General features: G+C 63.6%; 16 protein-coding genes. 6 read left to right on the forward strand and 10 right to left on the reverse strand.

Going from position 1 to position 25,875, the window contains the following annotated elements:
- Positions 1-2: 2 nt before the first annotated feature.
- The 8 genes from H977_RS0123820 to H977_RS0123855 form a co-directional block, all read right to left on the reverse strand.
- Positions 3-1,181 (reverse strand): acyl-CoA dehydrogenase family protein, encoded by a 1,179-nt coding sequence (locus tag H977_RS0123820; RefSeq protein WP_029110214.1) that lies wholly within the window; start codon positions 1,179-1,181, stop codon positions 3-5.
- 23 nt (positions 1,182-1,204) lie between these two features.
- The gene (locus tag H977_RS0123825; protein WP_029110215.1) at positions 1,205-2,356 is read right to left on the reverse strand and encodes a CaiB/BaiF CoA transferase family protein; all 1,152 of its coding nucleotides are present in this window, start codon (positions 2,354-2,356) and stop codon (positions 1,205-1,207) included.
- Positions 2,353-3,273, reverse strand: a complete 921-nt coding sequence (locus H977_RS0123830; protein WP_029110216.1) for an SDR family NAD(P)-dependent oxidoreductase — start codon at positions 3,271-3,273, stop codon at positions 2,353-2,355. Before H977_RS0123830 ends, H977_RS0123825 begins: the two co-directional genes overlap by 4 nt.
- The gene (locus H977_RS0123835; RefSeq protein ID WP_029110217.1) at positions 3,270-4,100 is read right to left on the reverse strand and encodes a TauD/TfdA dioxygenase family protein; all 831 of its coding nucleotides are present in this window, start codon (positions 4,098-4,100) and stop codon (positions 3,270-3,272) included. The genes H977_RS0123830 and H977_RS0123835 overlap by 4 nt, the downstream gene beginning before the upstream one ends.
- Entirely contained in the window at positions 4,097-5,983 is a 1,887-nt protein-coding gene (locus H977_RS0123840) for a flavin-containing monooxygenase (protein WP_051289035.1), read from the reverse strand. The genes H977_RS0123835 and H977_RS0123840 overlap by 4 nt, the downstream gene beginning before the upstream one ends.
- A complete protein-coding gene (locus H977_RS0123845; RefSeq protein ID WP_029110219.1) occupies positions 5,980-7,152 on the reverse strand; it encodes an LLM class flavin-dependent oxidoreductase in 1,173 nt (390 codons plus the stop codon). Before H977_RS0123845 ends, H977_RS0123840 begins: the two co-directional genes overlap by 4 nt.
- Before the next feature lie 65 nt (positions 7,153-7,217).
- Positions 7,218-8,537, reverse strand: coding sequence for an aromatic ring-hydroxylating oxygenase subunit alpha (locus H977_RS0123850; protein ID WP_051289036.1), 1,320 nt, complete (start codon positions 8,535-8,537; stop codon positions 7,218-7,220).
- Between the two features lie 20 nt (positions 8,538-8,557).
- Entirely contained in the window at positions 8,558-9,406 is an 849-nt protein-coding gene (locus tag H977_RS0123855) for an SDR family NAD(P)-dependent oxidoreductase (RefSeq protein WP_029110221.1), read from the reverse strand.
- A gap of 153 nt (positions 9,407-9,559) precedes the next feature.
- Here H977_RS0123855 and H977_RS0123860 point away from each other — a divergent pair, with 153 nt between their 5' ends.
- Genes H977_RS0123860 through H977_RS0123880 form a run of 5 tightly spaced genes read left to right on the forward strand, consistent with a single transcriptional unit; the run spans position 9,560 to position 15,736 of the window.
- On the forward strand, positions 9,560-11,167 hold the full coding sequence (locus H977_RS0123860) for an SMP-30/gluconolactonase/LRE family protein (RefSeq protein WP_036476976.1): 1,608 nt from the start codon (positions 9,560-9,562) through the stop codon (positions 11,165-11,167).
- 8 nt (positions 11,168-11,175) lie between these two features.
- On the forward strand, positions 11,176-11,913 hold the full coding sequence (locus H977_RS0123865) for a GntR family transcriptional regulator (protein WP_029110223.1): 738 nt from the start codon (positions 11,176-11,178) through the stop codon (positions 11,911-11,913).
- Positions 11,914-11,931: 18 nt separating this feature from the next.
- The gene (locus H977_RS0123870) at positions 11,932-13,482 is read left to right on the forward strand and encodes an AMP-binding protein (RefSeq protein WP_029110224.1); all 1,551 of its coding nucleotides are present in this window, start codon (positions 11,932-11,934) and stop codon (positions 13,480-13,482) included.
- Positions 13,483-13,487: 5 nt separating this feature from the next.
- Entirely contained in the window at positions 13,488-14,261 is a 774-nt protein-coding gene (locus H977_RS0123875) for an SDR family NAD(P)-dependent oxidoreductase (RefSeq protein WP_029110225.1), read from the forward strand.
- On the forward strand, positions 14,258-15,736 hold the full coding sequence (locus H977_RS0123880; RefSeq protein WP_029110226.1) for an acyl-CoA synthetase: 1,479 nt from the start codon (positions 14,258-14,260) through the stop codon (positions 15,734-15,736). Before H977_RS0123875 ends, H977_RS0123880 begins: the two co-directional genes overlap by 4 nt.
- Positions 15,737-16,831: 1,095 nt before the next feature.
- Here H977_RS0123880 and H977_RS0123890 read toward each other — a convergent pair.
- Positions 16,832-22,873, reverse strand: coding sequence for a tetratricopeptide repeat protein (locus H977_RS0123890; protein ID WP_155946801.1), 6,042 nt, complete (start codon positions 22,871-22,873; stop codon positions 16,832-16,834).
- Positions 22,874-23,420: 547 nt separating this feature from the next.
- On the opposite strand from H977_RS0123890, the gene H977_RS0123895 reads away from it, so the two are divergent.
- Positions 23,421-24,215 carry a hypothetical protein gene (locus H977_RS0123895; protein ID WP_029110229.1) on the forward strand — a complete coding sequence of 265 codons (795 nt, stop codon included), beginning with the start codon at positions 23,421-23,423 and terminating at the stop codon, positions 24,213-24,215.
- A 571-nt stretch (positions 24,216-24,786) separates the two neighbouring features.
- Here the strand turns inward: H977_RS0123895 and H977_RS0123905 are convergent.
- Positions 24,787-25,860 carry an NAD(P)H-dependent amine dehydrogenase family protein gene (locus H977_RS0123905; protein WP_029110231.1) on the reverse strand — a complete coding sequence of 358 codons (1,074 nt, stop codon included), beginning with the start codon at positions 25,858-25,860 and terminating at the stop codon, positions 24,787-24,789.
- Positions 25,861-25,875 lie beyond the last annotated feature (15 nt).

Below are 25,875 nucleotides of genomic sequence, written 5' to 3' on the forward strand. Positions count from 1 at the left end.
CGTCACGCCTTTCCGGCCAGCATGGTTCGCGACAACAGGATGCGCTGCATCTCGATGCTGCCCGAGGACACGGTCGACGCCTGCGAGTACCGCCAGTGGTCCTCCACCTCCGCCCGGAAGTACTCGGCTTCACTGTCACCACCGCGCGGCACCGCCGCGGGGTTGATGCGCGGCACCGCCGAGGCGATCTCCATGAGCACCTCCGCGCTCTCCTGATCCAGGCGCGTCACCGCGATCCGATATGCCGCCGAGTCACCGGGATTCACCCGGCCGGTCGCCTGCATCGACACCACCCGGTAGGCCATGAGGCGAGCGCGGCGGCAGTGGGTGAGCATCCGCGTCCACCGGCCGCGCAGCTCGGCCGGCAGCTCGTCCCACTTGTCGCCGAGTATCCCCGGGGCAGCCTGCAGCAGCCGCTCGCAACGCGCATAGCGGGCGATGCCGACGCGCTCGAAGGACACCACGTCCTGCACGATCGACCAGCCCTGATCAACGGTGCCCAACACATCGGCCTCGGTGACCAACAGGTCGTCGAAGAACACCTCGTTGAGGTGATGGGGGCCCATCATGGTGCGGATCGGACGTACCTGGATACCCGGTGAATCCATCGGCACCAGGAAGATCGTCATGCCCTGCTGCTTTTTCTCACCTTTCGAGGTGCGAGCCAGCAGGAAGCACCACTGGGCCATGGTGGCGTACGAAGTCCAGATCTTCTGGCCGTTGACCCGCCAGCCGTCGCCGTCCCGGCGGGCGAAGGTGCGCAGCGAAGCCAGGTCCGAACCCGACTCCGGCTCGGAAAACCCTTGGCACCAGATCACTTCGCCGTTCGCGATCGGGGGCAGGTGCTTGCGCTGCTGCTCTTCGGTGCCGTGCCGCATGATGATCGGACCCACCCAGTTGACGCCCATGTACTGCGCGCCACGCGGTTCGTGGTGTGCCCACATCTCCTCGCGCACCACGGTCTGTTCCCAGACCGACGCGTCGCCACCACCGAACTCCTTCGGCCACGACATGCACAGCAGATGCCGCTCCGCCAGTGTCCGGCAGAACTGCTGGGCCACAGCCAGATCCGCGGGGTCATCGGTGAACGCGCCGAGAAAGTCGGCGGGCACCTGGTCAGCGATCAGCGCACGCAGCTCACCGCGCAGCGTGTCGGCCGCCTCACCAAAATCGAAATCCACTCCTGGCCTTTCTGTTCCGGCCGTCAGCCGGCGATATTTCGCGCGTCCAGCTCAGAGAGCACTGCGGCGGTGTCCGCTCCCAGTTCCGGTGCGTACCCCGCGATCCGGCCCGGTGTCCTGGAGAACCAGGTCGGCACGCCGGGCATGCGCACCTTGCCGTGCGGGGTGTCGACGGTCTCGAACAATCCGACGGCGTTGAGGTGCTCGTTGTCGAACAGCTCATCGGGAGTGAGCATGGGCGCCGCCGGAATCTCCAACTCGGCGAACAGATCCAGCCACTCCGCGGTGGTGCGCTCCTTGAGCGTCTGGGCCACCAGCCCATACACCGTGTCGATCTGGCGGGCCCGCTGCTCCAAGGTGGCGAACTCGGGGCCGTTCCAGCTTGGCTGCACCCGCTCGATGAAAGTGTTCCAGTGCTTGTCGTTGTAGATCAGCGCCGCGATGTGGCCGTCCTTGGTCTCATACGGCCTGCGGTTGGGCGTGACCGCCCGGGGATAGATCGCAGGCCCCAGCGGAGGGTCGAACATCGCGCCGTTGGCATGCTCGACGAGCATGAAGGAGGCCATGGTCTCGAACATGCTGACCTCGACCTCCTGCCCCTCGCCCGTGCGCTCCCGGTGGAACAACGCCATGGTGGTGGCGTAGAGCGCGGTCAGGCCAGCCACCTTGTCGGCCATGATCGTGCCGACATAGGAGGCCTCACCGGTCAATTGCTGTTGCACCGCAGGCAATCCACACTCAGCCTGGATGGTGTCGTCGTACGCCGGGCGGTCGGCGTCTGGGCCGCGCCGGCCATACCCGTAGCAATTGGTGTACACGATGCCCGGGTTGATCGCGGCCACATCGTCGTAGCCGAAGCCGAGCTTGGCGACGGCCTTGGCCCGCATCGAGTGGATGAACACGTCAGCGTCCTCGATCAGCGCCCGCAGGTCGGCCTTGCCCTGCTCCGAACGCAGATCCAGCACCACGCTGCGCTTGCCACGGTTGACGTTGACGAACACACCGCTCATGCCGGGCGCCGGGCCCACCGAGATGTACCGGGTGTTGTCACCGGCCGGTGTCTCGACCTTGATGACGTCGGCGCCCATGTCGGCCATGATCTGCGTGCAGTACGGCCCCATCACCATGGCCGTCAGGTCGATGACCCGAACCCCTTGCAATGGACCGGTTCTCATGATCGCGCCCCCTCGACTGTGCGCCCAAAGCTGTAGCGGATGTGATCGGCGTGCCCGTCGGGAACAACCGGGAAGATCACCGGGTCACCGGTGTCTCGGATGCTGTCGATCTGCTCACCGACCTCTTCCACGGTCCACGACGGCCGGTACACCCCTGCCGATTCGGCGATCACGGCGCGGGCCAGCCGCCCGGCGATCGCCACGAAGAATTCACCGGTGACCGAACAGGATTCGTGCGCCAGCCAGCCCACCGCGGGTGCCACCAGATCCGGGCCCATCGGCGGATACGCCGAGGTGTCCAGGCCTTCGGCCATCCGCGTCACCGCGCCGGGCACGATCACATTGCAGACCACGCCTTCGGCGGCACCCTCCAGCGCCACCACGTTGCACAGCCCGAGGATCCCCGCCTTGGCCGCCGCGTAGTTGGCCACCTCGTGGTTGCCGTACAGCCCGCCGATCGACGAGGTCAGCACCACCCGGCCGTAGCCTGCGTCGCACATGAGCGGAAAGGCCGGGCGCACAACATGAAACGCGCCGCGGAGATGAACGTCCAGCACCGCGTCGAAGTCGTCGTAGCTCATCTCCTTCAGCGAGCCACGGCGCACCGTACCGGCGTTGTGGATGAGGATGTCCAGGCGGCCGTAGTGTTCGACGGCGGCGTCGACGATGGCCTGACCGCCCTCGGCGGTGGCGACGGAATCGGTGACGGCCACCGCTTCCCCACCGGCCGAGACGATCTCGTCGACGACGGCCTGCGCAGGTGCGGAATCGACGCCATCTCCGGTGAGAGTGCCACCCGGATCGTTGACGACGACCTTTGCGCCCTTGGCGGCCAGCAGCAGCGCGTACTCACGGCCCAGGCCCCGGCCTGCACCAGTGATGACGGCGACGCGCTCGTCGAATCTGAGTGTGCTCAAGCGAACGGTTCCTCGCCTTCGAGCTTGGTGCGCTGCAACAACCGACCGGACATCGGGTCGTATGGGGTGGCCCGGTGCATGGTCCCGGTGTTGTCCCAGATCACCAGGTCACCGACGGTCCAGTGGTGACGGTAGGTGAAGTCCGGCTGGGTGGCCCAATCCCGCAGCCGCACGAGCAGTTCCGCGCTTCTTCTGAAATCGATGTTGACGATATGACGCGCGGTGGCGCCGAGCACCAGCGACTTACGGCCCGACTGGTGCGTCCACACCAACGGCAGCTCCCGATCGCCGATGGCCATCATGCGGCGCAGCGTCTTCGCGCTCGGTTCCGGGTCGTAATAGAACAGCGTGTTCCATGCCGAGTGCATGACCCGCAGCCCGTCGATCTCGGCCTTGTCCTCCTCGGACAGGTCGTCATAGGCGGCGTAGGTGTTGCAGAACTCGGTGTCGCCCTCCTCCGGGTTACCCAGCGCCACACTCTGCAACAACGAGGCCAGGATCGGCACCTCGTTCATGGTGCCGTCGATGTGCCAGTACAGGGAGCCCTTGAGATAGTCGGCCTGTTTGTTCACCTCGGTGTCGAGGCTGACCTTGTACAGCTTTTCGCCCTGGTGCTCGGCGGCGAAGGTACCGAGGGTCTCGGTGAACGCGATCTGCTCGTCGTCGGTGAACCCGATCTGCGGGAACACCAGCACCCCGCGCTGCTCCAGCAGCTCGCGGATGCGCCCGGCATGGTCCCCGGAGAGCAGCGTGGCCTTGTCGGCGCGTATCTCGGTTCCGATGCGCGGCTTGATCTCCCGCGTCTGCAGCGCTGTGGTTGTCGTCATGTGGTGAGCTCTAATCCGTCCAGATCACCCTTCGCGCGCCATTCCGCGATCAGATCGTCGAACGCGTAGAACCCCGGCGAATAGAAATCGCCCAGGAAAGCGCCGTTACGTTCGGCGCCACCGCGTCCCTCATTGTTGTAATAGCCGGGCGTGCACGACAGCTCGAACGCCGAGTTGTCGATCGACAGTTCGCGGACCGTCGAGACCCAGGCGTCCTGGCCTTCCTGGCTCGGTTCGACCGTGGTGGCACCGCGGTTCTGCGCCTCGGCGATGATGTAGGCGATGTGCTGGGCCTGCTGCTCGAACATCGCCGTGGTGTTGGCCGACACGCCACCCTGGATGAAGCCCATGAAGAACTGGTTGGGGAAGCCGCGGCTGGTCATCCCGTGCAGGGTCTTGTAGTCGTTCTGCCAATAGTCGAACAGCGACAGTCCGTCGCGGCCCACGATGCGGTCGATCGCGAACCGCCGGCTGATCTCGGTGGAGATCTCGAAGCCGCTCGCGAAGATCACGCAGTCGACCTCGTATTCGACACCGTCGGCAACGATTCCCTTCTCCGTCAGCCGTTCCACACCCTTGGACGCCGAGACGTCGACGAGTTTCACGTTGGGTCGGTTGAAGGTGGCCAGATACTGCTCGCTGGAAGTCGGCCGCTTGCACATGAATCGGTAGTACGGCTTCAGCGCCTCGGCGGTCGCGGGATCCTCGACGATCTCACCGACGAGTCGGCGCAGCCGCTCCATGATCTTGAAGTCTTCCTCTTCGCGGAAGGCCATGATCTGCTCGATGGTCACTTCAGCGGGGTTCGGTGTGGCGGCGATCCGCGCGGTCAGGTTGCGCCCGAGCTCGGTCCAGAAGTCGCACACCAGGTCTGGTTCGCCGAACACCACCCCGACGAACGGCGACCAGTTGTGGAAGTTGCGCTTTCGTTCTTCCTGCCAGCCCGGTTGCAGGGACGCGGCCCAGGCCGGATCGGTGGATGGGTTGGATCGCGCGTCGACCGATGACGGCGTGCGCTGGAAAACCAACAGCTCCTTGGCGTCGCGGCCGAGATGCGGCACCAACTGGATGCCCGTGGCACCCGTACCGACGAGGGCGACGCGTTTGTCGGCCAGTTTGTGCAGACCACCGTTGGCGTCACCACCGGTGTAGTCGTAATCCCAACGTGCGGAGTGGAATACGTGGCCTCCGGCAGCCTTGTAGTCCTTGATCCCGGGGATACCCGGCAGCTTCGGACGGTTGTAGGAGCCTTGCGCCATGACCACGAAGCGGGCCCGGATGTCGTCGCCCCGGTCGGTGCTGATCTGCCAGCGTTGCGTCGCGTCGCCCCAGCGCAGTTCACGCACCTGGGTGGAGAACAGCGCACCGTCGTACAGCCCGAAATGCTTACCGATGTTGCTGCAGTGCTGGAGGATCTCGGCTCCGTCGGCGAACTTCTTGCTCGGCATGAAGTCGAGTTCTTCGAGCAGCGGGATGTAGCAGTAGGCGTCGTTGTCACATTGGATTCCGGGGAAGCGGTTCCAGTACCACACCCCGCCGAAGTCACCTGCCATCTCGATGACGCGGATGCCCTCGACGCCGGACTTCTTCAGGTACGCCCCGGCCAGCAAGCCGGCGAAGCCACCGCCGAGGATGACGACGTCGGCGTCCTCGACGATCGGATCCCGTTCGGTCACCGTCGTGTACGGGTCCACCTCATAGAACTCGGCGAACTCCCCTTCCAGCTCGAGGTACTGATCGGCACCCTCGGGCCGCAGACGCTTGGCCCGTTCGGCGGCGTACCGCTCCCGGATCGCGTCGATGTCGATGTCGGTGGGGGTGTCGGTGGGCCCGCATGTCGGCTGGGTTGATGGCTCCTCGCGCAGGCGCTCGTCGGCCGTCATACGTTGGCCTCCTCCGGCAGCGCGGCAGCGTGCAGCGGCGCGGGCATGTCGTGCACCGCGGGCAGCACCTCGGCCGCGAACAGCTTGGTCGATTCCATCGCCTTCTCGTACGGCATGGTGCCGAACTGCGGGACAATGGTGACCTCACAGAACGAGCAGGCCTCCTGCGCGGCCTTGAGCTTCTCGAACACCGTCTCGGGGGTGCCGATCAGCAGGTTGGACGCGTGGTATCCGGGCGGGCCGCCCTTCTTCTGGTTGCCGACCTCCGAGGCCAGCACGGCCGTCGCGCTGGCCTCGCGGGCGGCGTAGGCCTCATAGCCCTTGACCCCCTTGAAGTTCGAGGCATCGGCGAAGCCGTAGTGCACGTTGACGTCCCGATTGGCCGTCCAGATCCACTCTTCTGTTTGAGCGACCTCATCCTCGGAGCCCACGCAGTACATGAACATCACATTCTTGGGCTGACATGGTCCCAGGCCCTCCTCGGCGCGGAAGGTGTTGACCTTGCGCACCTCCTCACCGGCATCGGTGATCGGCTTGTTGCCCACGAACAGCGGAACCATGCCGCGCCGGGACAGGATCTCCAACGACTCGGCGGTCGAGGACGAGCTGTAGATCCGGTCGAACAGGTCGGTGCTGATGGGCTCGGGGCGCAGCGACATCTCCGGGAAGCTGAAGATCTTGCCCTCGTAGGAAAACCGCTCGCCGGAGAAGGCCAGCTTGAGGATGTCCAGCGTCTCGTTGAAGCGGTCGCGGCTCTCCTCACGCGGCACGCCGACCGCTGCGAACTCGCCCTTGGACACCCCACGGCCCAGCCCGATCGTGGTGTAGCGGCCATTGGAGACGATGTCGAGGTAGGCGATCTGGGTGGCCAGCCGGATCGGGTTCCACCACGGCACCACTGCCACAAACGTGCCCAGGCTGACCCGCTCGGTGCGGCCGGCGAAGTACGTCAGAGCCTGAATCGGATTGGGCGTCATGCCATATGGCGTTCCGTGGTGCTCGGGAAACCAGATCCCGTCGAAGCCCAGCGGCTCGGCGAGGTCGCCGAGAGCCAGCGCGGCCTGCACACACTTGTAGTCCGGTGTGGCGGGCGGGGTGCTGAAGTCACCGGCGAGCACACGCTCCCAGTCGTGGGAGTTCTGCGCCCCGGTACCCAGATTGACTTTCATGTTCGCTCCTTATTGGGCGATTTGTGTGCGTTGGGTAACGCCGAGCGTTACTGAACGCACCCAAATCACTGGATCTCGGTGGGCTCTCCGGTGCCCATGTACTTGGAAAGTTGGTGATGCAGGTTGACGGTGCTGCGTTCGCGGTACGGATTGGGCTTGGTGCCCGGAAATCCTGCCGACTTCATGCCCTGCTGCACCGCGGCCATGTTCGAGAAGTCCTGCGGCAGCACCGAGCGCCAGTTCGGGCTGTCGGCCGGGGTGTACTCCCATTCGGTCTGCGGCTCTTCGCCTTTGGGGTAGAGCTCGAACACGCTCACCTCGAAGATGCACTTGTCCGGGTCGTAACCCGGATCGGGGCGGGCGCTGTAGCACAGCGCACTGGTCAGGCCCTGGCCGATCTGGAAGTTGGGGAAGATCTGCCATGCGGTGCCGCTCTGTCCGAGGATGTCGGGCGGGATGGTCGGCCAGACCACGCCGCGCGCCTCGTCGTCACGACGGGCCGAGGACAACCAGTGCTCGAGCACCTTGTCGGCGGGCGTGCCTTCGGGCAGTTCGTCGACGAGTCGTTTGGCGGCGTTGACCAGTGTCTGCGTGGTGGTCGCGTTGGTCTCTTCCATGGTGTAGACCTGCATCTCGGCAGTCGAGATGCGGGGATCACCGGTGCCGAGCCGGATCTTGGACTTGGTCTCCTCCATGTCCTTCGGCGCGTCGTAGCCGATGTTGGAGTGCTTGCCCTGCGCCTTGGCCCAGCCCTTGAATTCACCGAACTTGTTGAACTCGGGGTGGGTGGTGAACACGTGGTAGGTCTCGTTGAAGGCCTCCATCGCGACTTTCCAATTGCAGTCGAACTTCAGCCATTTGCGCCACTTGTAGCGCATGTTCTCCAGACCGAACGGGTCCAGAATTTTGGCGGCCGGAAACAGGAAGTCCGCCAAGGGTTCACAGTCGGGGTCCATGTTGATGAACAGCCAGCCGCCCCAGGTGTCGACCCGCACTCCGGCCAGGTGGGTGTTCTGCGGGGTCAGCGTGCCCTGCCAGTCGTCCTGCTCCCGGATGTGGGTGCAGGCACCCTCGAGGTCGTACGTCCAGCCGTGGAATCCGCACGTGAACGACTTGCGGGTGCGGGCGCAGGCGTTCTTGGCGCCGGCCGGCGTATCGATCAGGCGCCGTCCGCGGTGCATGCAGACGTTGTGGTGCGCTGCAAAGGTGTCCGCGCCCGTTCGTACGACCAGGATCGAATCGTCGAGGATGTCGTAGGTGATATAGCTGCCCACCTCGGGCAGGTCCTCGACGCGACCGACCTGCTGCCACACCTTGCGCCACAAGCGATCCCGCTCGTTGCGCGCGTACTCCGGCGAGATGTAGGCATCGACCCCGATGGTCATGGGGCTGGAAAGCTCTTCGGTCACTCATGCCTCCTTATGGCCGCGCGGAAGTCGTCGTCCTTGAGGAACAGCGAGGTGTTGTCGGCGCCGAGATGCGTCCAGCGCAGGTTGAGCCCGCCGTCGACCAGGATGGTCTGGCCGGTGATGTAGCTCGACAGATCCGAGAGCAGGAACAGGATGGCCCCGGCCTGCTCTTCGGGGGTTCCTCGCCGGCCCATCGCGATGGCCCGCTGGTCCCGCTCCGGGTCGGCGTCGACATACGTTGCCGAGGCGGCGGTTTCGGTCACGCCGGGGGCGACGGCGTTGACGCGGATGCCTTCGGCTGCAAGCTCTGCGGCCATCGTGCGGGTGGCCGCGACGATCGCGGCCTTCGCGGTGCCGTAGGCGACGTGATAGGGCGCGGTGTTCATCCCACTGATCGAGGACACCGACACGATCGAGCCCGGAGTGCCCTGCGACCGGATCTCCGCGGCCACCCCCTGGCTCATGAAAAACATGGTTTCGAGGTTCGCGGTGAACAATTCACGCCAGTCGGCCCGTGACACCCGCGTGGCCGGCATCCAGGTCGACGGGGCTGCGCCCCCGGCGACGTTGACCAGTCCGTACAGCGTGCCGTCGGCCTGTCGTGCCGCCTCGAGCACCGTGGCGATGCCCTCGTCCGTCGACGCATCGGCGGCCACCGTCACCACGTTCAGTCCCTTGTCGGCCAGCGGCGCGACGTGGGTGTCGAGGTTGTCCTGCGATCGGCTCACCGCCACGACCGTGGCCCCGGCCTCGGCCGCCATTCGCGTGACCGTGGTGCCGATGCCGCCACCACCGGCACCCGACACCACCACGACTCGGCCGTCCAAGCTCAGGGAACTGTCCATTCGCACCCCAACTCGCTTAATTGTCCGGACAACATATAGCGATCTTCATACTGGAGAACACTATTCCCCAGCAGTTATTCGACCGTCAAGGGTCGATTCGCAGTTTCAGGCAGCTATTGTCTGGACTACGGCCAGTTGCTAACGTCCGAGGTCATGAGCGCGCCTCCGGTATCCGATGCGAGATACACCGCAAACCCGACCGTGGCCGAGAACTGGGCGCTGGAGCAGGTCACCGGCCCGAGCCGGCTGTTCGGCGCGAACGGCCTGCGGACCGGCCCGGACGGGCGCATCTACGTCGCGCAGGTCACCGGCAGCCAGATCAGCGCGATCGACCTGGAAACCGGGCAGCTGGAAACCGTCAGTGCCAAGGGAGGCGACATCATCGCCCCCGACGACGTGGCGTTCGACTCGAGCGGCAACCTCTATGCCACCGAGGTGATGGACGGACGGGTCAGCGTCCGGGGAGCCGATGGCACCACCCGGGTCCTGCGTGACGACGTGCCGTCGGCCAACGGCATCACGTTTCATCAGGGCCGCCTGTTCGTCGGAGAGTGCCGCGAGGGCGGTCGGCTCATGGAGTTCGACCTGGCCGGTGGCGCCCCGCGCATCCTGCTGGAGGACGTGCCATCGCCCAACGCCATGGAGGTGGGCCCCGACGGGTTGCTCTACTTCCCCGTGATGGGTGCCAACGAGATCTGGAGGTTGGACCCCGACCAGAGAGGCCCTGTCGAGCCGCAGGTGGTGGCCAGCGGACTCGGGGTTCCGGACTCGGTCAAGTTCGACGCCGACGGCCACATCGTCTCTACACAGGTGGCGAGCGGTCAGGTGCTGCGCATCGATCCACGTAACGGTGAGCAGACGCTGCTGGCCCAGTTGTCGCCCGGGCTGGACAACTGCACCTTCGTCGACGGCCGCCTGTTCGTCTCCAACTTCACCGGTGAGATCACCGAGATTCTGTCGGGCAGCACCAGGACCCTGCTTCCGGGCGGGCTGAACTGGCCGCTGGATCTGACCGTGGGCCCGGACGGCAACCTGTATGTCGCCGACGGCACCTACTTCTACCGGGTCGGCCCCGGCGGCGCCCTGCAGACCGTCGCCATGCTGTTCTCCCCCGGCTACCCAGGGTTCCTGCGTGGGGTGATCGCCTCGGGCCCAGGAGAATTCATCGTCACCACCGCTGCCGATACGGTGGCCCGATTCCGTCCAGCGGGCGCCGACGACGAGGTGAGCGAGGTGCTCGCCGGCGGCGTCGATCAGCCCTACGGCCTTGCGCTCGCCCCCGACGACTCGGTGCTCGTGGTCGAACAGGGTGCGGGACGGCTGGTATCGGTACGCGACGGATCCGTCACGGTCCTGGCCTCGGGTCTGGACACCCCGGTAGGTGTCGCGATCGGACCCGATGGGGCGCCGCTGGTGTCAGTGGCCGGTGCCGTCGTGAGCGTGAATGGTGGCGATGTCAGGCCGCTCGTCGATGGATTGCACACACCGCACGGCATCCTGGTGCGCGACGGTGCGCTGTACATCGTCGATTCTGGAAGCAAGGAACTCATCAGCTACGACCTGTCCGATGCGGCGCGCACCACGATCGCGGGCGGCCTGCCAGTCGGCCCGCCGCCCGGAGTCACCCCCAAGCCCTTGAAGGGCATGCCGCCGTTCTCCGGCCCGCAGGGCCCGTTCGCCGGGATCGCCGCGGGACCCGATGGCACACTCTATATTTCGGGCGACGGCGACGGCAGTGTGCTCGCGCTGCGACGGGGTTGATCAGAACCATGACAATCACCCCAGCGGATCACCGTTATCTGCAGGTGGCACGCACCCTTCGCAAGGAGATCGTCGACGGGGTGTACCCGGTGGGCGCTCAGTTGCCCACCGAGCACGAACTGTGTGAGCGCTTCGAGGTGAGCCGCTACACCGTGCGCGAGGCGCTACGGCGGCTGCGCGACGACAACCTCGTCACCTCACGGCCCCGCGCGGGGACCACCGTCGCACCCCGGGCTGCGACCAATACCTATGCCCAGGACGTGGTCTCGATCAACGACCTGCTGGCATTCGCCACCGGAGCCCAATTCACCATCGAGTCCAATGCCATGGTCACGATCGATGGCGAGTTGGCCGGGCGCACCGGGCTTCCACTGGGCGAGCAATGGCTGGCGGTACTGGGCTACCGGCAGTCCGAAGGCGATCCCGCACCGGTGTGCCGTACCGAGTACTACATCAACCGTGGCTTCGCCGCCGTCGGGCGACTGCTGCAGCGACATTCCGGTCCGATCTTCCCGCTCATCGAGGATCTGTTCGGGGTCAGCATCGTCGAAGTGCACCAGGAGATCTCAGCGATCGTCACCTCACCAGAGCTCGCGGCAGGCCTCAAGGTCGCGGCGGGCACAGCGGCCCTACAGATGCAGCGCACGTATACGACCTCCGACGGCGAGATCGCTCAGGTGACCGTCAACACGCATCCGTCGGACCGGTTCCGTCACGCCATGACGATGCGCCGGGTCAAGGGCTGAGCAGCGGTGCGAAGCCTGGTGCGACAGGACGACGCACGTACGGCCGACGCCTACGCCCGGGGCCTGTGGGTGAGAACCACGTTGGCCGACGCGCTGGCCGACGCGGCGCGTGACAACCCCGACCGGGTGCTGGTGGTCGACGGCGACACCACGCTGACTGCTCGCGAGTTGCACCAACGGGCAAAGGCTCTGGCGATGCAGCTGGCCGAATGGATGCCGGTGGGCAGCGTGGTGTCCTTCATGCTGCCCAACTGGCACGAGGCCGCCATCATCTACCTGGGCGCCACGTTGGCCGGAATGGCGGTCAACCCGATCCTGCCGTCACTGCGCGACCGGGAACTGGGCTTCATCCTCGATGATGCGCACAGCCGGGCGATCTTCATCCCCGCCGAGTTCGGCAACCATGACTACGCCGCGATGCTCACCCGGGTGTGCGACCGGATGGACACGCCGCCGCACGTGGTGGTGCTGCGGGGCGATTCTGGCCCACACCGGTCGTTCGACGACCTTCCTGCGGCACCCGACCGGGAGCTACCGGCACTCGATGCAGACGACATCCGGATGATCATGTACACCTCGGGCACCACCGGCCGCCCCAAAGGAGTACTGCACAGCCACAATTCGATCCACGCGCTGATCCGACAACTGCGTGAGCACTGGATGATCGAACCCGGTGACACCTTCCTGGTGCCCTCGCCCATCGCCCACATCGGCGGCTCCATCTACGCCTTCGAGTGTCCGCTGCTGCTCGGCAGCACCGCGGTGCTGATGCAACGGTGGAACGCCGAGGCCGGCGTGGCTCTGATGACCGAGCGCAAGTGCACCCACATGGCCGGGGCGACACCGTTTCTGGAACAACTGCTCGGAGCCGCCGAGCTGGCCGGCACCCGACTGCCCGACCTCAAGGTGTTCATCTGCGGCGGCGCATCGGTGCCCCCATCGCTGATCCGACGGGCGTCGGACTATTTCGAACGCGCCGCGGTCAGCCGGGTCTACGGCTCCACCGAGGTACCGGTCACCACTGTCGGCTCGCTGGCCCCCCGGAGCGTCGAGCACGCCGCCGAGACCGATGGTCGTCCCGGATTCGCCGAGGTCCGACTGGTTGCCGGCGAGATCCGCGCCAGGGGCCCGCAGATGCTGCGGGGTTACCTACATCCGGAGGACGAGATCGAATCCTTCGACGAGGACGGCTTTTTCCGCACCGGAGATCTCGGCCGATGGGTGGACGGCGATTACCTGCAGGTAACCGGGCGGGCCAAGGACCTCATCATCCGCAACGGCGAGAACATCTCTCCCAAGGAGGTCGAGGACATCCTGGTCGGTCACCTCGGCATCGTCGAGGCGGCCGTGGTCGGTCTGCCCGATGACCGCACCGGGGAACGGGCCTGCGCAGTCCTGGTGACCGCCGACGGTCACCGCCCGGATGTGACCGAACTGGGTCGGGTGCTGGCCGAACACGGGCTCGCCCGGTTCAAGACGCCCGAGCAGGTGGAGGTCTGGGATGCCCTGCCGAAGAACGATGCGGGCAAGGTGCTCAAGCACCACATTCGAGCGACGCTGAAGGGTTGACCACAATGCAGGTTGCGATCGTCACCGGGGCCAGCAGCGGCATCGGATTCGGCTGTGCCACCGCCCTTGCCGCCGCGGGGATGGCGGTGCTCGGCACCGGACGCGACGAGGACCGGCTGGCCGAACTGGAACGCGCGATCGGTGATCCGGAGCGGGTGGAGACCGTCGCGGCCGACCTGACCTCCGACGACGGTCCGAGCCGAGTGGTCGAGGCGGCCGTGCGGCGCTGGGGTCACGTCGACTTCCTGATCAACAATGCCGGCATCGGAAGCCCCAAACCTCTGCACGAAACCGATGACGACACCCTGGACTACTTCCTGGGGATCATGCTGCGCGCACCGTTCCGGCTGGCGCGAGATGTGCTGCCGCACATGGGCCCCGGCTCTGCGATCATCAACATCACCTCGACCTTCGCCGTCGTCGGCGGGTTGCGCGGCGGCGCGTACTCGGCGGCCAAGGGCGGGTTGACGGCACTGACCACCCATATCGCCTGCCAGTACGGTGCACAGGGCATCCGGTGCAACGCGGTGGCACCGGGTGTCACGGTGACGCCGATGGTCGAGCACCGCCTGCAGAATGACGGATTTCGCAAGATGCAAACCGAGATGACCCCGCACACCCGGCTCGGCCGGGTGGAGGACATCGCGTCCACCGTGGCATTCCTGTGCTCCGAGGGCGGCAGCTTCATCAACGGCCAGACCATCGTCGTCGACGGCGGTTGGAGTTCGACGAAGTACCTGTCCGATTTCGCACTCAACGCAAAGTGGACTGCCCAATGAATGTGTTCGCCGTACTCGACCAGGCCGCGGCACGATTCGGTGGCCGGGGTGCGCTGTTTCTCGGCGAACGTCGGCTACTGACCTGGGCGCAGTTGCGCGATCGAGTGTTACGGCTGGCCACCACGCTGAAGACGCTCGGCGATCGCGGCACCCGCATCGCCGTCGCGAGTGAGAACCGGCCCGAGATCGTCGAGCTCATGTTCGCCATCTGGGCGGCCGAATGCGTATTCGTTCCGGTCAACTACAAGCTGCATCCCCGCGAGATGGCCGACATCCTGGCCGATTCCGGTGCGGCACAGGTGTTCGCGTCGGCCAAGATCGCCGAGGGCCTTGCCGCCGTCACCGACGTCCCGGTCGAGATCATCGGCAGCCAGTCCTACTCGGACCTGTTCAACGCCGAGCCGGCGACCCCGCCGGTGACCGATCCGGACACCCTGGCCTGGCTGTTCTACACCAGCGGCACCACCGGAAAGTCCAAGGGCGCCATGCTGTCCCACCGCAACCTGATGGCGATGACGGTGGCACACCTGGCCGATTTCGACGACCCGGACGAGAATTGCAGCCTGATCCACGGCGCCCCGATGTCACACGGCTCCGGTCTGTACATCCCGCCGTACGTGCTGCGCGGTGCCAGCCAGGTGGTGCCGGAGTCCGCCGCATTCGAGCCCGACGAGTTCCTGGACCTGTGTGGCCACCATCCCGGCAGCAGCGCCTTCCTGGCGCCGACCATGGTGCAGCGACTGATCCAGACCGGCCGGCCCCGCCCCGACAACCTGAAAACCGTGGTCTACGGGGGCGGGCCGATGTACGTCGACAGCCTCAAGAAGGCACTCGCCGCCTACGGTCCGATCTTCGTACAGCTGTACGGGCAAGGCGAGGCACCGATGACGATCACGGGGCTGCGCCGGGCCGACCACATCGGAGCGGACGACGCGACGCTGGGCTCGGTCGGGTACCCGCGTTCCGGTGTGGAAGTCGCCGTGCTGGCCGAGACCGGCGAACCGGCAGCCGTCGACGAGATCGGCGAGATCGTCTGCCGCGGCGACGTCGTGATGTCCGGCTACTGGAACAATCCCGCCGCCACCGCCGCCACGCTCAAGGACGGCTGGCTGCACACCGGCGACATGGGTTCCTTCGATGCGCGCGGCTATCTCACGCTGCGCGACCGATCCAAGGACGTGGTGATCAGCGGCGGCAGCAACATCTATCCCCGCGAGGTGGAGGAAGCACTGCTGGAACACCCCGGCGTTGTCGAGGCCGGCGTGGTCGGTGCTCCTGACGCCGATTGGGGTGAGGTGGTGGTCGCGTTCGTGGTCGGAGATGTCGACGCCGCCGACCTCGACGCGCACCTGCTGGAACGCATCGCCCGGTTCAAACGGCCCAAGCGCTACGAGTTCATCGACGCGCTACCCAAGAACAGCTACGGCAAGGTGCTCAAACGCGAACTGCGGGAGCGGCTCGCACATCAAAGCTGAGTCTGCCCACCGTCGATAGCCACGTCCACCCCGGTCATGACGCTGCTCTGGGCTGAGGTCATGAACACCACCGCAGCGTTTGATCTCGTCGTGTTGGCCCAACCGCTTCACCGGCACTTAAGACACCCAGCGATCCCCGCCCGATTTGCTCCGCACCCGCAGCAACCGCGACCTGAAATTCACAACCGGCAAGTCTGAGTCAAGTGAACTTGATGGAGTCCCGCCGAACAGGAACGCGCGGAATCACCTTATACTCACCCAATGCACCTAGATTGGGTGTATGACGCCAGCTAGCGACACATCCGATTCGCTTCGATGTTCGCTCTGCGGCCGAGGTGTGCCCCCCTCGACTGAACTCTGGTTTCCTGTCTTCTCCGACTTCTTCCACATCATGATTGGAACTCACCCGGGCACTACACCGCTGCACGTTCCCCTTGTAGACGGCACGACTTCGGTCACCAACGCGGATGGACTCCTTCACGAACTACGTGTCCCGGCAATCTGTCCGGACTGTCAAGACCAATTGCGCATCAATGTCGACTTACCTGCCAGACCCATCATTGATCGAATCATCAGTGGCCCTCGATATGCCCTATCGAAGTTCGACCACGAGACTTTAGCCCGGTGGTCCTTGATGACGACCTTGTTGCTAGTTTCGGCCGCGCCTCAGACTTTGAGTGAAAATGTGGCAGAGACGTTGCACAGTATAGCGACGACGGCCGAACTACCCGGAACGGTAGTGCTAGATGCCTTCGGAATGCGTGAGGGACACGTCGCGCCGGTCGAATTTCGCAGCCTAGTCCGGACTGCGGTACACACGGCACACAGCGCGCTCCAATTCGCAGCCGCGATGATCAGCATTCCACACCTAACCCTGGTCTGCGTATACGGCTCTGATGATGGTCTTCTCCAGCATGCGGTGAGCTTCGTCGAGGAGGCGTCCGCTGAGATCGAACGGATCCGGTTGTGGCCAAAAACGTCTCCAGTCAACGTTCCTCTGCCCGCAACACACTCCGCAGCTCAGGCAGTCGCATTCTGGAAGAACTTCGGCCCTCCGCTTGCGGTCGCCGCAGGGCCCGCTTAGACCCCCGCAACTTAAGGCAGGATATCGCCGAGTAACTGCTCGGCCCTACGTTTAAGATCGTCCGACCAGTACGAATCATCGCAGGTTGCCACCTTGGCGAGAAAGTCGCGCACACGATGCGATACGAGACCATGCAGCGCAGGGCCGTGCCTTTCTAACAATTCGGTGAGCGCCTCCGCGTTGCTCCTTACATGGGTCGGTGGTGATTCGTTAAGTACGAGCTGGTCACTGATCCTCACGCGAATCTCTACCACGGCCACCAGCGCATCGAATCGTCCCGTACGGGTGGCAAGAGAAAGGTACAGTCCGGCAGCCCGAAACATGGCATTCAATGCGTCGTCGACGTCATCTCCGAGACGACTCTGCGCCAAGGCGAGGTAGGCATCGCCAAGTAGCGCGTCTCGGTCGTTCTCCGCGGCAACGGAATCAGCCGCCTCGAGATAGCCGATGGCCTCCTCAGCCGCCCTTCTCGCGTCTTTGTGTCGAGCCACATTGAGCGCGTGATGGGACTGAAGTACGAGGGCCTGAGGAAGCAGTAGCGTCGCGCGATCGCCGTCGCGAGCCGACAACTCGCGAGCGACGCGTACGGCATCGTTCGCAGTCGTCACGCTCGGCCAGAAGTCTCCAAGGGCTACATGAGTGATACTGAGCCATTGCACACCACGGACATGCATCTGCGTTATCGGCTCCCAATCGTCCAGATTCCAGTGGTCGTAAAGGCACTCGCGCGATATCTCTACCGCGTTGCGCAATACCGACGCAGCCGCGCCCAGATTCCCATTGCGGAACAGCAGCTCACCGGCTAGAAACATGTGTGCAACCAGCGCCGGGAGATGTTGGAATCGATGATGCGGTTCCGGTCTGTCAACGAGCTTCTGGCGAACGGCCACTGCTTCCTCAGCGAGTGCGATTGCCGATTCAAAATCGGCTAATCCCTGCTTGGCCGCGGCCAGAAGGTGAGCGAGGTTCGCGTGTGACGACTTCAGTTGATCGACGTGTTCGGAATGTAACCGTAAGAGTTTGAGGGAGCGTTCACGGAATCCCATGGATCCATTGGGATCCCCAATCCGGTCCAGATGTTCGGCGAACTCATGTAGCAGATCAATGCGCCTTACATCGAGTTCGAGATTAGGAAGGTTCTCGTCTGAGGTCCGTTCGAGTGCAGCCAACTCACTGTCGACGTCGTCACATAATTGAAGGGCTTGATCGTAATCTTCACGCTTGACCGCGGCCTTTGCGGCATCGATGACCTTTAGGAGATGGCGGAGGCCGTCGGGACAACCGCCGACAATCGCATCAATGGTCAGCAGGCTCGGATCGAAGCGGCGCCGATCGATTCCGCCGCTTGGGAGGAACTCCCGTTGAGCCGACACTTCGGTGAACTCGTGTGTGGCGGCGTTCATTTCAAGGGTCACCGCAGGGTTCGTCTCTGCGACCATCCGAAAGATGTCGATTGCTTGTTGTAACGAATCCCGAGCTTCGGCGTACTCGCTGGCTGCCCAATGTGCACGTCCGAGAACTTGGAGCGCACGCGCGAAGTCTCTGAGGTGCTCCTCTGACTGGACATCACTCAGCGCGCTCGCGCGAATCGCACGAGCCCTCGTTGCTGCTTCCAGTGCCGAACGCGGATCATCCTTCAGCAATAGAGAGTTAGCCAAATTGACCAAACTCGATGCTAGACGCTCGTCATACCTCGACTGATGTATTCGAGCAAGTTCCTCGGTAAGTCTGAGGCATTCGTAGTTTGCATCCAGCGCTTCGTCGAGCATGCCGCACTCGGTTAGCCTGACACCTTGATTGTGAAGCGCGAGTGCAAGGGCGTCCATTTGGGGCCGCTCACCGTTCTGCGCGGCTCTCACCATCACCACAGCCTCGCTCGTCACTTCAAGGGCTTTGTCGAACTCACTGGCGATTTCGGCGAGTATGATTCCAAGCGTCCACATGGCCGTCGATTGCGCCTGAACAATCTCGAACGGATCCTCCTCGAACAGGGCTGCAGGTACCGAGCCGAAGACGTGGGCCGCTTCAGCTGCAAGGGCGATGGACTCCGTCGTCCGATCACGGTTCCAGACCAGAGTTGCTAAGTTGCGGAGCGTCTCTGCAACCAGAAGGGCGGAAACACCCCGCTCCTGCATCTGGATCGATCGGGCGATGCTGACCGCTTCGCGCTGGCTGGCGATCCCCTCCGCCAGGCGGCCCGCCTTCTGGTCGACCTCTACAGCGTCCAGAACGCTTCTCAGCCTGTGACGCAGACGGCTGCCCGTCTGTGCAGCGAGACGTTCTGACAGACTACGCGATCGTTGCAAACGATCTTCCTCGGCGCAGGAAAGTAGATCCTCGAGCTTTTCCCGCTGCTCGGCGCTCAGCACCGTCTCAGTGAGTTCTTCGAACCTGTGTTGGCCGAAATCCATTACCAGTTCGTCTAACGACTCAAGCACCTCAGGCTCAACCCGACGGCCGGCATCGAGCCGGAGGCCAATTCCTTTCAAGTACCACCTCATAGCGGCTTCGTCGTTCGACCGAGCTCTCTCGACCTGTCCGAGTTCGTGCTGGACTGTTCCAGGCTCGACAGGAAGTGTCGACTCTTCGCCGTCGTTCACGATGTCCATGAGAGTCTCGAAGGCCAACTCGAAATCTCCGCGGCGCGAAGCGATGTGCGCACTTAGAAGTCGTGCTCGCCCCGTGGATCCGACTCGTCGGTTTCCGATTCCAAGAGCGATCGAGTCGTCGCACAAACGCTGCGCCTCATCCAGATCCCCGAGTGCGAGTGCCAGTACCGCCTGCTGAAGAATCGCCGCTGCATGGGCGGAATGGTCGCCAGTTCGCTCCGCTAGTTTTCGAGCTTCAGCAAACAGCCTCTTGGCCTTGGTATTTTGGCCTTGACTACATTCGAGGATCCCCATCTGCAGTAAGAGGTCGGACATGTCGGCTACAAGCCCGAGGCGGCTCCTGATGTCAAAGCATCGTTCAAACATTGTTCGTGCGGTTTCGACATCACCGCGCTGCTGCGCAAAAACTCCGAGCTTGAAGCAGCTCGCCGCTATGCCTACGTGGTCCTCATCATCCTCGCGCAAGTCTAAGGATCGCTGGAGCAATCGCTGAGCCTCGTCGTCATCACCGCGCAGCGAGGCAAGTGTGCCCAAATGACCAAGTGTGCGCGCGATTCCACTGTTCGATCCTCGACGCTCATCAATCGCGAGACTGTCATTGAAGAGCCGCGTGGCCTCGTCGTAATCGCCACGTTCGCGGGCGATGATCGCCAACTGTCCGTACTCAGAAGCAAGGCTAGCGTCGGCGCCGTTGGCGATATGGATCTGCGCAGCGCGTCGATAATCAGTTTCCGCTGCGTCAACTTGTCCTCTCTGGAAGTAGAGGTTCCCGCGCCGGTGCAGCCAGATTCCTTGCCGAAGGGGCTGGGAATCAAACATCTGCAGCATTTGGTCCACGAGCCGACTCTCCGCGTCCCAATCCCCCACATCATGCAACCGGTCGCAGATGGAATCCGTCACATTCGCCACCTCGTCGAGGTCGCCCGCCAAGACGAGGTGGTGGCGAGCCTGTTGGAGGCTGTGCAGCCAGCTGTCGATACCGAGAATGAGAATGCCTCCACGCCAATCCCAGTACCCGGCAGCGCGTTTGTGAGCATCTCGAATCGCTGCAGGAGCAATGGCATCGCTGCGGCGGAGAAATGCTGCGACGAGACGCTCGACGGACACCTTCATATCGTGAGGAGAAATGCTCAGCAGACTGAGTCTCACAAGTGTCTCGATGGCGTCTGCTGCACGTTCATCCGGGATGACCGGCGGAACGATAGAACGGACGAAGGCAACGAGGTGTGGCGCGAGTTCCGCTACGGCATCGGCGTTCAATACGCTCAAATCGGGCTCCGGTTCTGACGGGTCGACCCCGTGGGTGCGGAGGGTTTCGGCAAGATGGCTAAGAGATTCGTGGGCGAGCGTGGATGACGCGTCAGGATCCGGATCACCTGTTTGGTAGAGCAGGCCCGTGGGGTCGACCGGTTCGCGATAGACCGACATCCGAAGTAAGAGATCCCGCTCGAATTCGCCGAGACCCCCTATCAATTCGGGGATTCCGACCTGCGCGGCCACGCCACTGGATGCGGCCGACAGTGCGGCATTGATATCGCATTCAGAGTCGGATACTCCAGACTGCCCATCAACTTGCCTGCTCTCGTCTTGCAGCGCGAGGGCTGAATCGACAGTTTGGAGGCAGAGCGGATGCCCACCTACATCATCCCAGACATGTTGCAAGGCAACGTCCGACAACTGGCCGAGGTGCGGAAGCGACCACATGAGTTTTAGCGACTCCCCGCGAGATAGCGATCCAAGGTGAATCCACCTGAGTTTCTTGTGCGCATCGTTGGCCAGGGTGAAACCTCGCCGCGTTGTAAAGATGAACCGCCACCTAGCGTGGTTCGGAATCGAATCTGCGAGGAACTGAGCCATATCGGCGTCGACCTGAGTTCTGTCGAAGTCGTCCCAAGCGACGATCAGCGGCAGGCCTCCTGCCGCCGCCCGGTCCAGAGCGCGCAGACGATCCGCCTGAGGCCGGCGATCGTCCAGGATTTCGTGTGCGAGTAGGCGCTGTGCCTCAGCCTCCAGGCCCTGAAAGAGATCTGCGGTCGAAATCAAGGCTCGCCCGATTGGACCGAGAATGTCGTTCATCGTCGAAGGAGCCCGTATCACCGCGTTCGGCCGCCCGGCGAGCTGATGCGCGAGAACTCCTTGGAGTAACGCAGTCTTGCCGCTTCCCCCGATGCCCTGGATGACAATGCTTCCGGCGCCCGCCGCTGCGAGAGCCTCGACCACCATGCGCTGCTCCGCTCGGCGCCCCACGAAGTTCCCGACTACGCGTCCTCGAGATGCGCCAGTGCGAGCCTGCGAATCGGTGTGAGTCCGGCCGTACAACTCGAAACGCGGTGATGGAGTTCGGACGGTCACGACACTCCATTCATCAAGGTCAGCGAGCCGCGAGTCACCCATCCTCGAGTTGGTCCGGATGCGGTTCTGTGTCGACCGTCGCGCGTCAGCGACCGCAGACACGAGGTCGGGAACCTCAGAGCGCGCAAGTTCGCGGTAGAGGGTCGAGAAGAAGGCTGTTGCGTATGTATCGGTGACTGATGTCTCCGTCGCAACCACGGCAGGCACGCCGTTGTCGATCAGTTCGTCGGCAAAGGACAATCCACCCGGACTTTCAGATGCCCCGGTATGGCAGGCCGCCAGGCACACAACCGGTGGCGCAGAGACTCCGGCGAAGGCCTCGTTCACGAGCTCAGCAGCACTGATCACGCGAGGCCCTCCATGGTCGTCCTCTAGCACTATCGAACCTGGTGAGCCATGCCCCGATATATGAAGCACATGAACGGTTGCCTCTGACAGAGCCTGTCGTAGAGCGTCAGCCGTAGCGAACTGAACTATGTGGATATCGGTGTCGGCATCGCGCGCACCACTAACGGCAGCCTCTACGTTCCGGAGCTCATTCTCATAATCGAGTATTCCGCCGTCGTGGCCATTGGGCGCAGCAATTGCCACCAGAATGCGCAACGGCCCTGGTGTCACTTCTGTTCTGTGACTGTGCGACACGCGATATATGGCGATACCGGTTCGCAGGGCGAGAGGCTCCATCGATTCGGGATCGCACAATCCCTCCCAAGGTACCCATGCGAATTCCCCAGGATCGATGCCGATGCGGACCGTTCGATTCGTGGTCGCCGCCTGTTCGAGGAGATTTTGAAGGACCGTCGAGACAGGCGGCTGAACAAACGCATGCCATGCCAACACGCCTGCTCGCGCGAGCGACGCTGAGCGAGCACCATCGAGCCATTGCGGGTCCAGGGAATACGATGAGTTCTGACCAAGTCGGCTAGTCGAAGCGCGGACCTGCCGTACGTCCGCAACCGCATTCTCCAAACCGGGTCCGGCGCCCCTGTGCACCGCTCGCTCGAAAACGTTGCTACCGGCAAGCGTCGTGGCGGACTGCGAAACGCTCAAGACGACGTCAATGCTGTTCGCCCAGTCCCGCGTTTCGTTCATGTCAAGCCCCTCGAACTGCACCGTGGGAGCACGTCAGCAACAGCGTTGGGACGGACGCGAGCGCACCAATCATCCCCGGTGCGACCGGTGTTCACCGCATCGAGTGGGTCTTTTACCTCCATCACTGTTCCTTGCTACGAAGGTGGCAATACGATGCCTCAAGTATTAGTCGATCCCTACGACACGGCAGGAAGGTCATGGCAAAACCTACTAAAGAGGGAGCGGTCGGCGACATTCACTTCGACGGCGCCAGTACCTGGATCTGTCTTGGGGGGTCCGATTGGGTAGCGAGTCTACCGAGCGAGACCGACGCGCTTATCCGACAACGAAACATGCAGGATTCTGACGGGAATGATCGTTTGTGACGAAATCGTCTGGAGCAGACTCCGACGGCAAGCCGTTAGATCAGGCAGGGTCGACAATCGCTAGCCCGGGCGCGGGTCTAAGCCGATGGAGCCTGGGCGCGGCGGGAACCAGGACTACAGCTAAGTGGCTGATCGGCAGCCTCGCCGCAGCTGGAGCGTTGATATTTGGTGCGGGTCCCATTGTGAACCGGCCCGAATTGTCGTGGTCAGACAATCGCTATCAGCTACTCCTCGCGCTGATGTTCGGTGCGGTCGGATTGATCTCCCTCATTCTGCTGATCGGTCAGATCGCGCATGTCCTCACTCCAGTGAAACTGAGCCTGGAGAACATTCCCGAGGACATGATCCGTGACCTCAACGCCGCCGCAGATGTGCGTCTGCCGTCCGGGTCAAGGACGTACTCTGAATTCCTAGGCAACTACCGCAAGTACAGAACGATCGCCGCTACGACTTCCGATGCGTTAGCGCGAATAGACTCCAAATCTCATCACGCCGACCTACGGCGTGATCAGCTTAAAACTCTGTCTGAGCAAGCGCAGCGCAACGCGCAGATTTACAACCGCGCGGCAGACAGCTACCTCAACCAAGCCGAATTCTACAGTGTCTCTGGACTATTCAAGCAAAGTCGCATTCTGTCACTCGTGCTCGCGATCGGGGCGGCCGTTGGGGCGCTGACATTCCAACTCGCGCTCGCCAGCCGCCCTACAGACACGCCCAAACCGCCCGCACTGTCCTACATTCTGGCGCCCCAGGGGCCGAACGCGCTGTGGGATTCGCTGGGCCTCCAACACTGCACGCTCGGCGCAAGGGTCCCGGTTCTTGTATCGGCCGGTGATGGGTCGGACGATCAGCCCTATGCGGTTACCGTCCTCAAAGTGAACGATCAGTGCACGCCCACGTCCTTCCAACTGCGCGGGGACGCGCTAACTCTGGTTAGGATTCCGCCGACGACAGTCACGGTTGAGTATCGGCCATGAGATTAGAGGAAAAGCGAGTCGTCGTGGTCCCACGGGAGCTGTCACGTGACTTCGTGCACGACGTCTTCGAACATGGAGGTTTCTGAACCGTTTACGTGAGAGCGCCCAAAATTGGCATGGGTCAACCTTTGCGCAGAAGGCAGTCGTTGCCATCACGCGCGATGGCGTCACACAACAGCAAGGACTGTCTGGCACGTTCCGGTCTTCCACTGCGACGTTCCGACATCGTCGTGGGCACGTTGGAGGCGCATACGGGGATCTTCTCCGAGGTCACCGTTAGGCATTTCAGCACTCATGAGGCTCCGATGACTGCCACCGGCAGTCGGTGCGAGAGGTCTGATCTACGCTCGAGCGGTGGGCTTGGCAAAATCATGGGCCGAGGTAGAGAATTCGAGCGGATACCGGGAAGGTTGCCAAGTAGCTTTGACGAGCGAATCGACGAACTCCAGTGGCGACATCTCGCGGCGATCGTAAGAATGATCCACGAGCAGTGAACCGCGACAAGTGCAGCTGGTAGCACCAAATGAGTGTCGAATCCGGAGTACTTCCGCCCGATTGACACCAGGCCCCCTCACCACATCAGGCCGCGGATCAGCTCCGTCGGCGGGATGTCCTCGGCGGCAACCAATCCCGAAGGCGCACGGCATACCCAGTCGATCGCGTTGACCACCCGGGCGGCGGTGGAGACGCATCCGGCGTCGGTCACGTCGAGGACCGGATGGGACAGACTGGTGCTCATCTCGATGCGCGGTTCACCCTCGATGATCACCTTGTGCACACCGGACTGCCCCTCGGGCGGGTACTCCCAATCCGGCGCCGCCGCGGGCGTGAGCCGGGTGGTGTGCTCGACGGTGATCACTGGGACGCCGCCGCGCAGTCCTTCAGCGGCGAAACGCGTTCCGGCCAACTGCCCGGGCTCGACGGTCAGCATCGTGCAGTCGATGCGCTCGGTGGCATACCACGGCTCGAATCGCTGGCCGACCTCGTCGAGTTCGACCCCCAGGCGATCGGCGAGGTTGCGGACCAGGCCTCCGAACATCGACGTGATCACCCCGGGCTGGAATGCCATCGGCAGTTCGTCATCCGGCGTGGTGCCGAAACCCATGGCGGTGCCGGTGTATTCGTAGTCATCGTAATTTCCGTAGTCGAAGATCTCCTTGACCGTCACCGACTCCGCCCGGGTGACCAGACTCAGCGCGGCATACACCGCGGTATCCCCCGAGTAGCCGGGGTCGATGCCGTTGACGTACAGCGTGGAATTCCCGGCTGCGCACGCCTCCTCAAGTGGCACCCGCAACCAATCGTCGGCTTGGCGCGGTGTCACCAGCCACACCATCGAGGTTCCGACCACGTCGATACCGGCCGCGAGGAACCGCGACATCTGTTCGATGGCCTCCATCGGGCGGGTCTCGCCCAATGCCGTGTACACCACGCAATCGGGGTCGAGCGCGATGAGCGCGTCGATGTCGTCGGTCGCGAGGACACCTGTCGGCGCACTGAACCCGCACAGCTCGGCGGCGTCGCGCCCGATCTTGTCGGGGCCCGATGCATGGACACCGACCAACTTCAAATCGGGCCTGCCGATGATCGCTGCCAGCGAATGCCTACCGACATTGCCCGTCGAGAATTGAACCACTCTGCGCACGCGCGCTCCGTTCTT

Source organism: Mycobacterium sp. URHD0025 (genome assembly GCF_000426065.1).
GTDB lineage: Bacteria > Actinomycetota > Actinomycetes > Mycobacteriales > Mycobacteriaceae > Mycobacterium.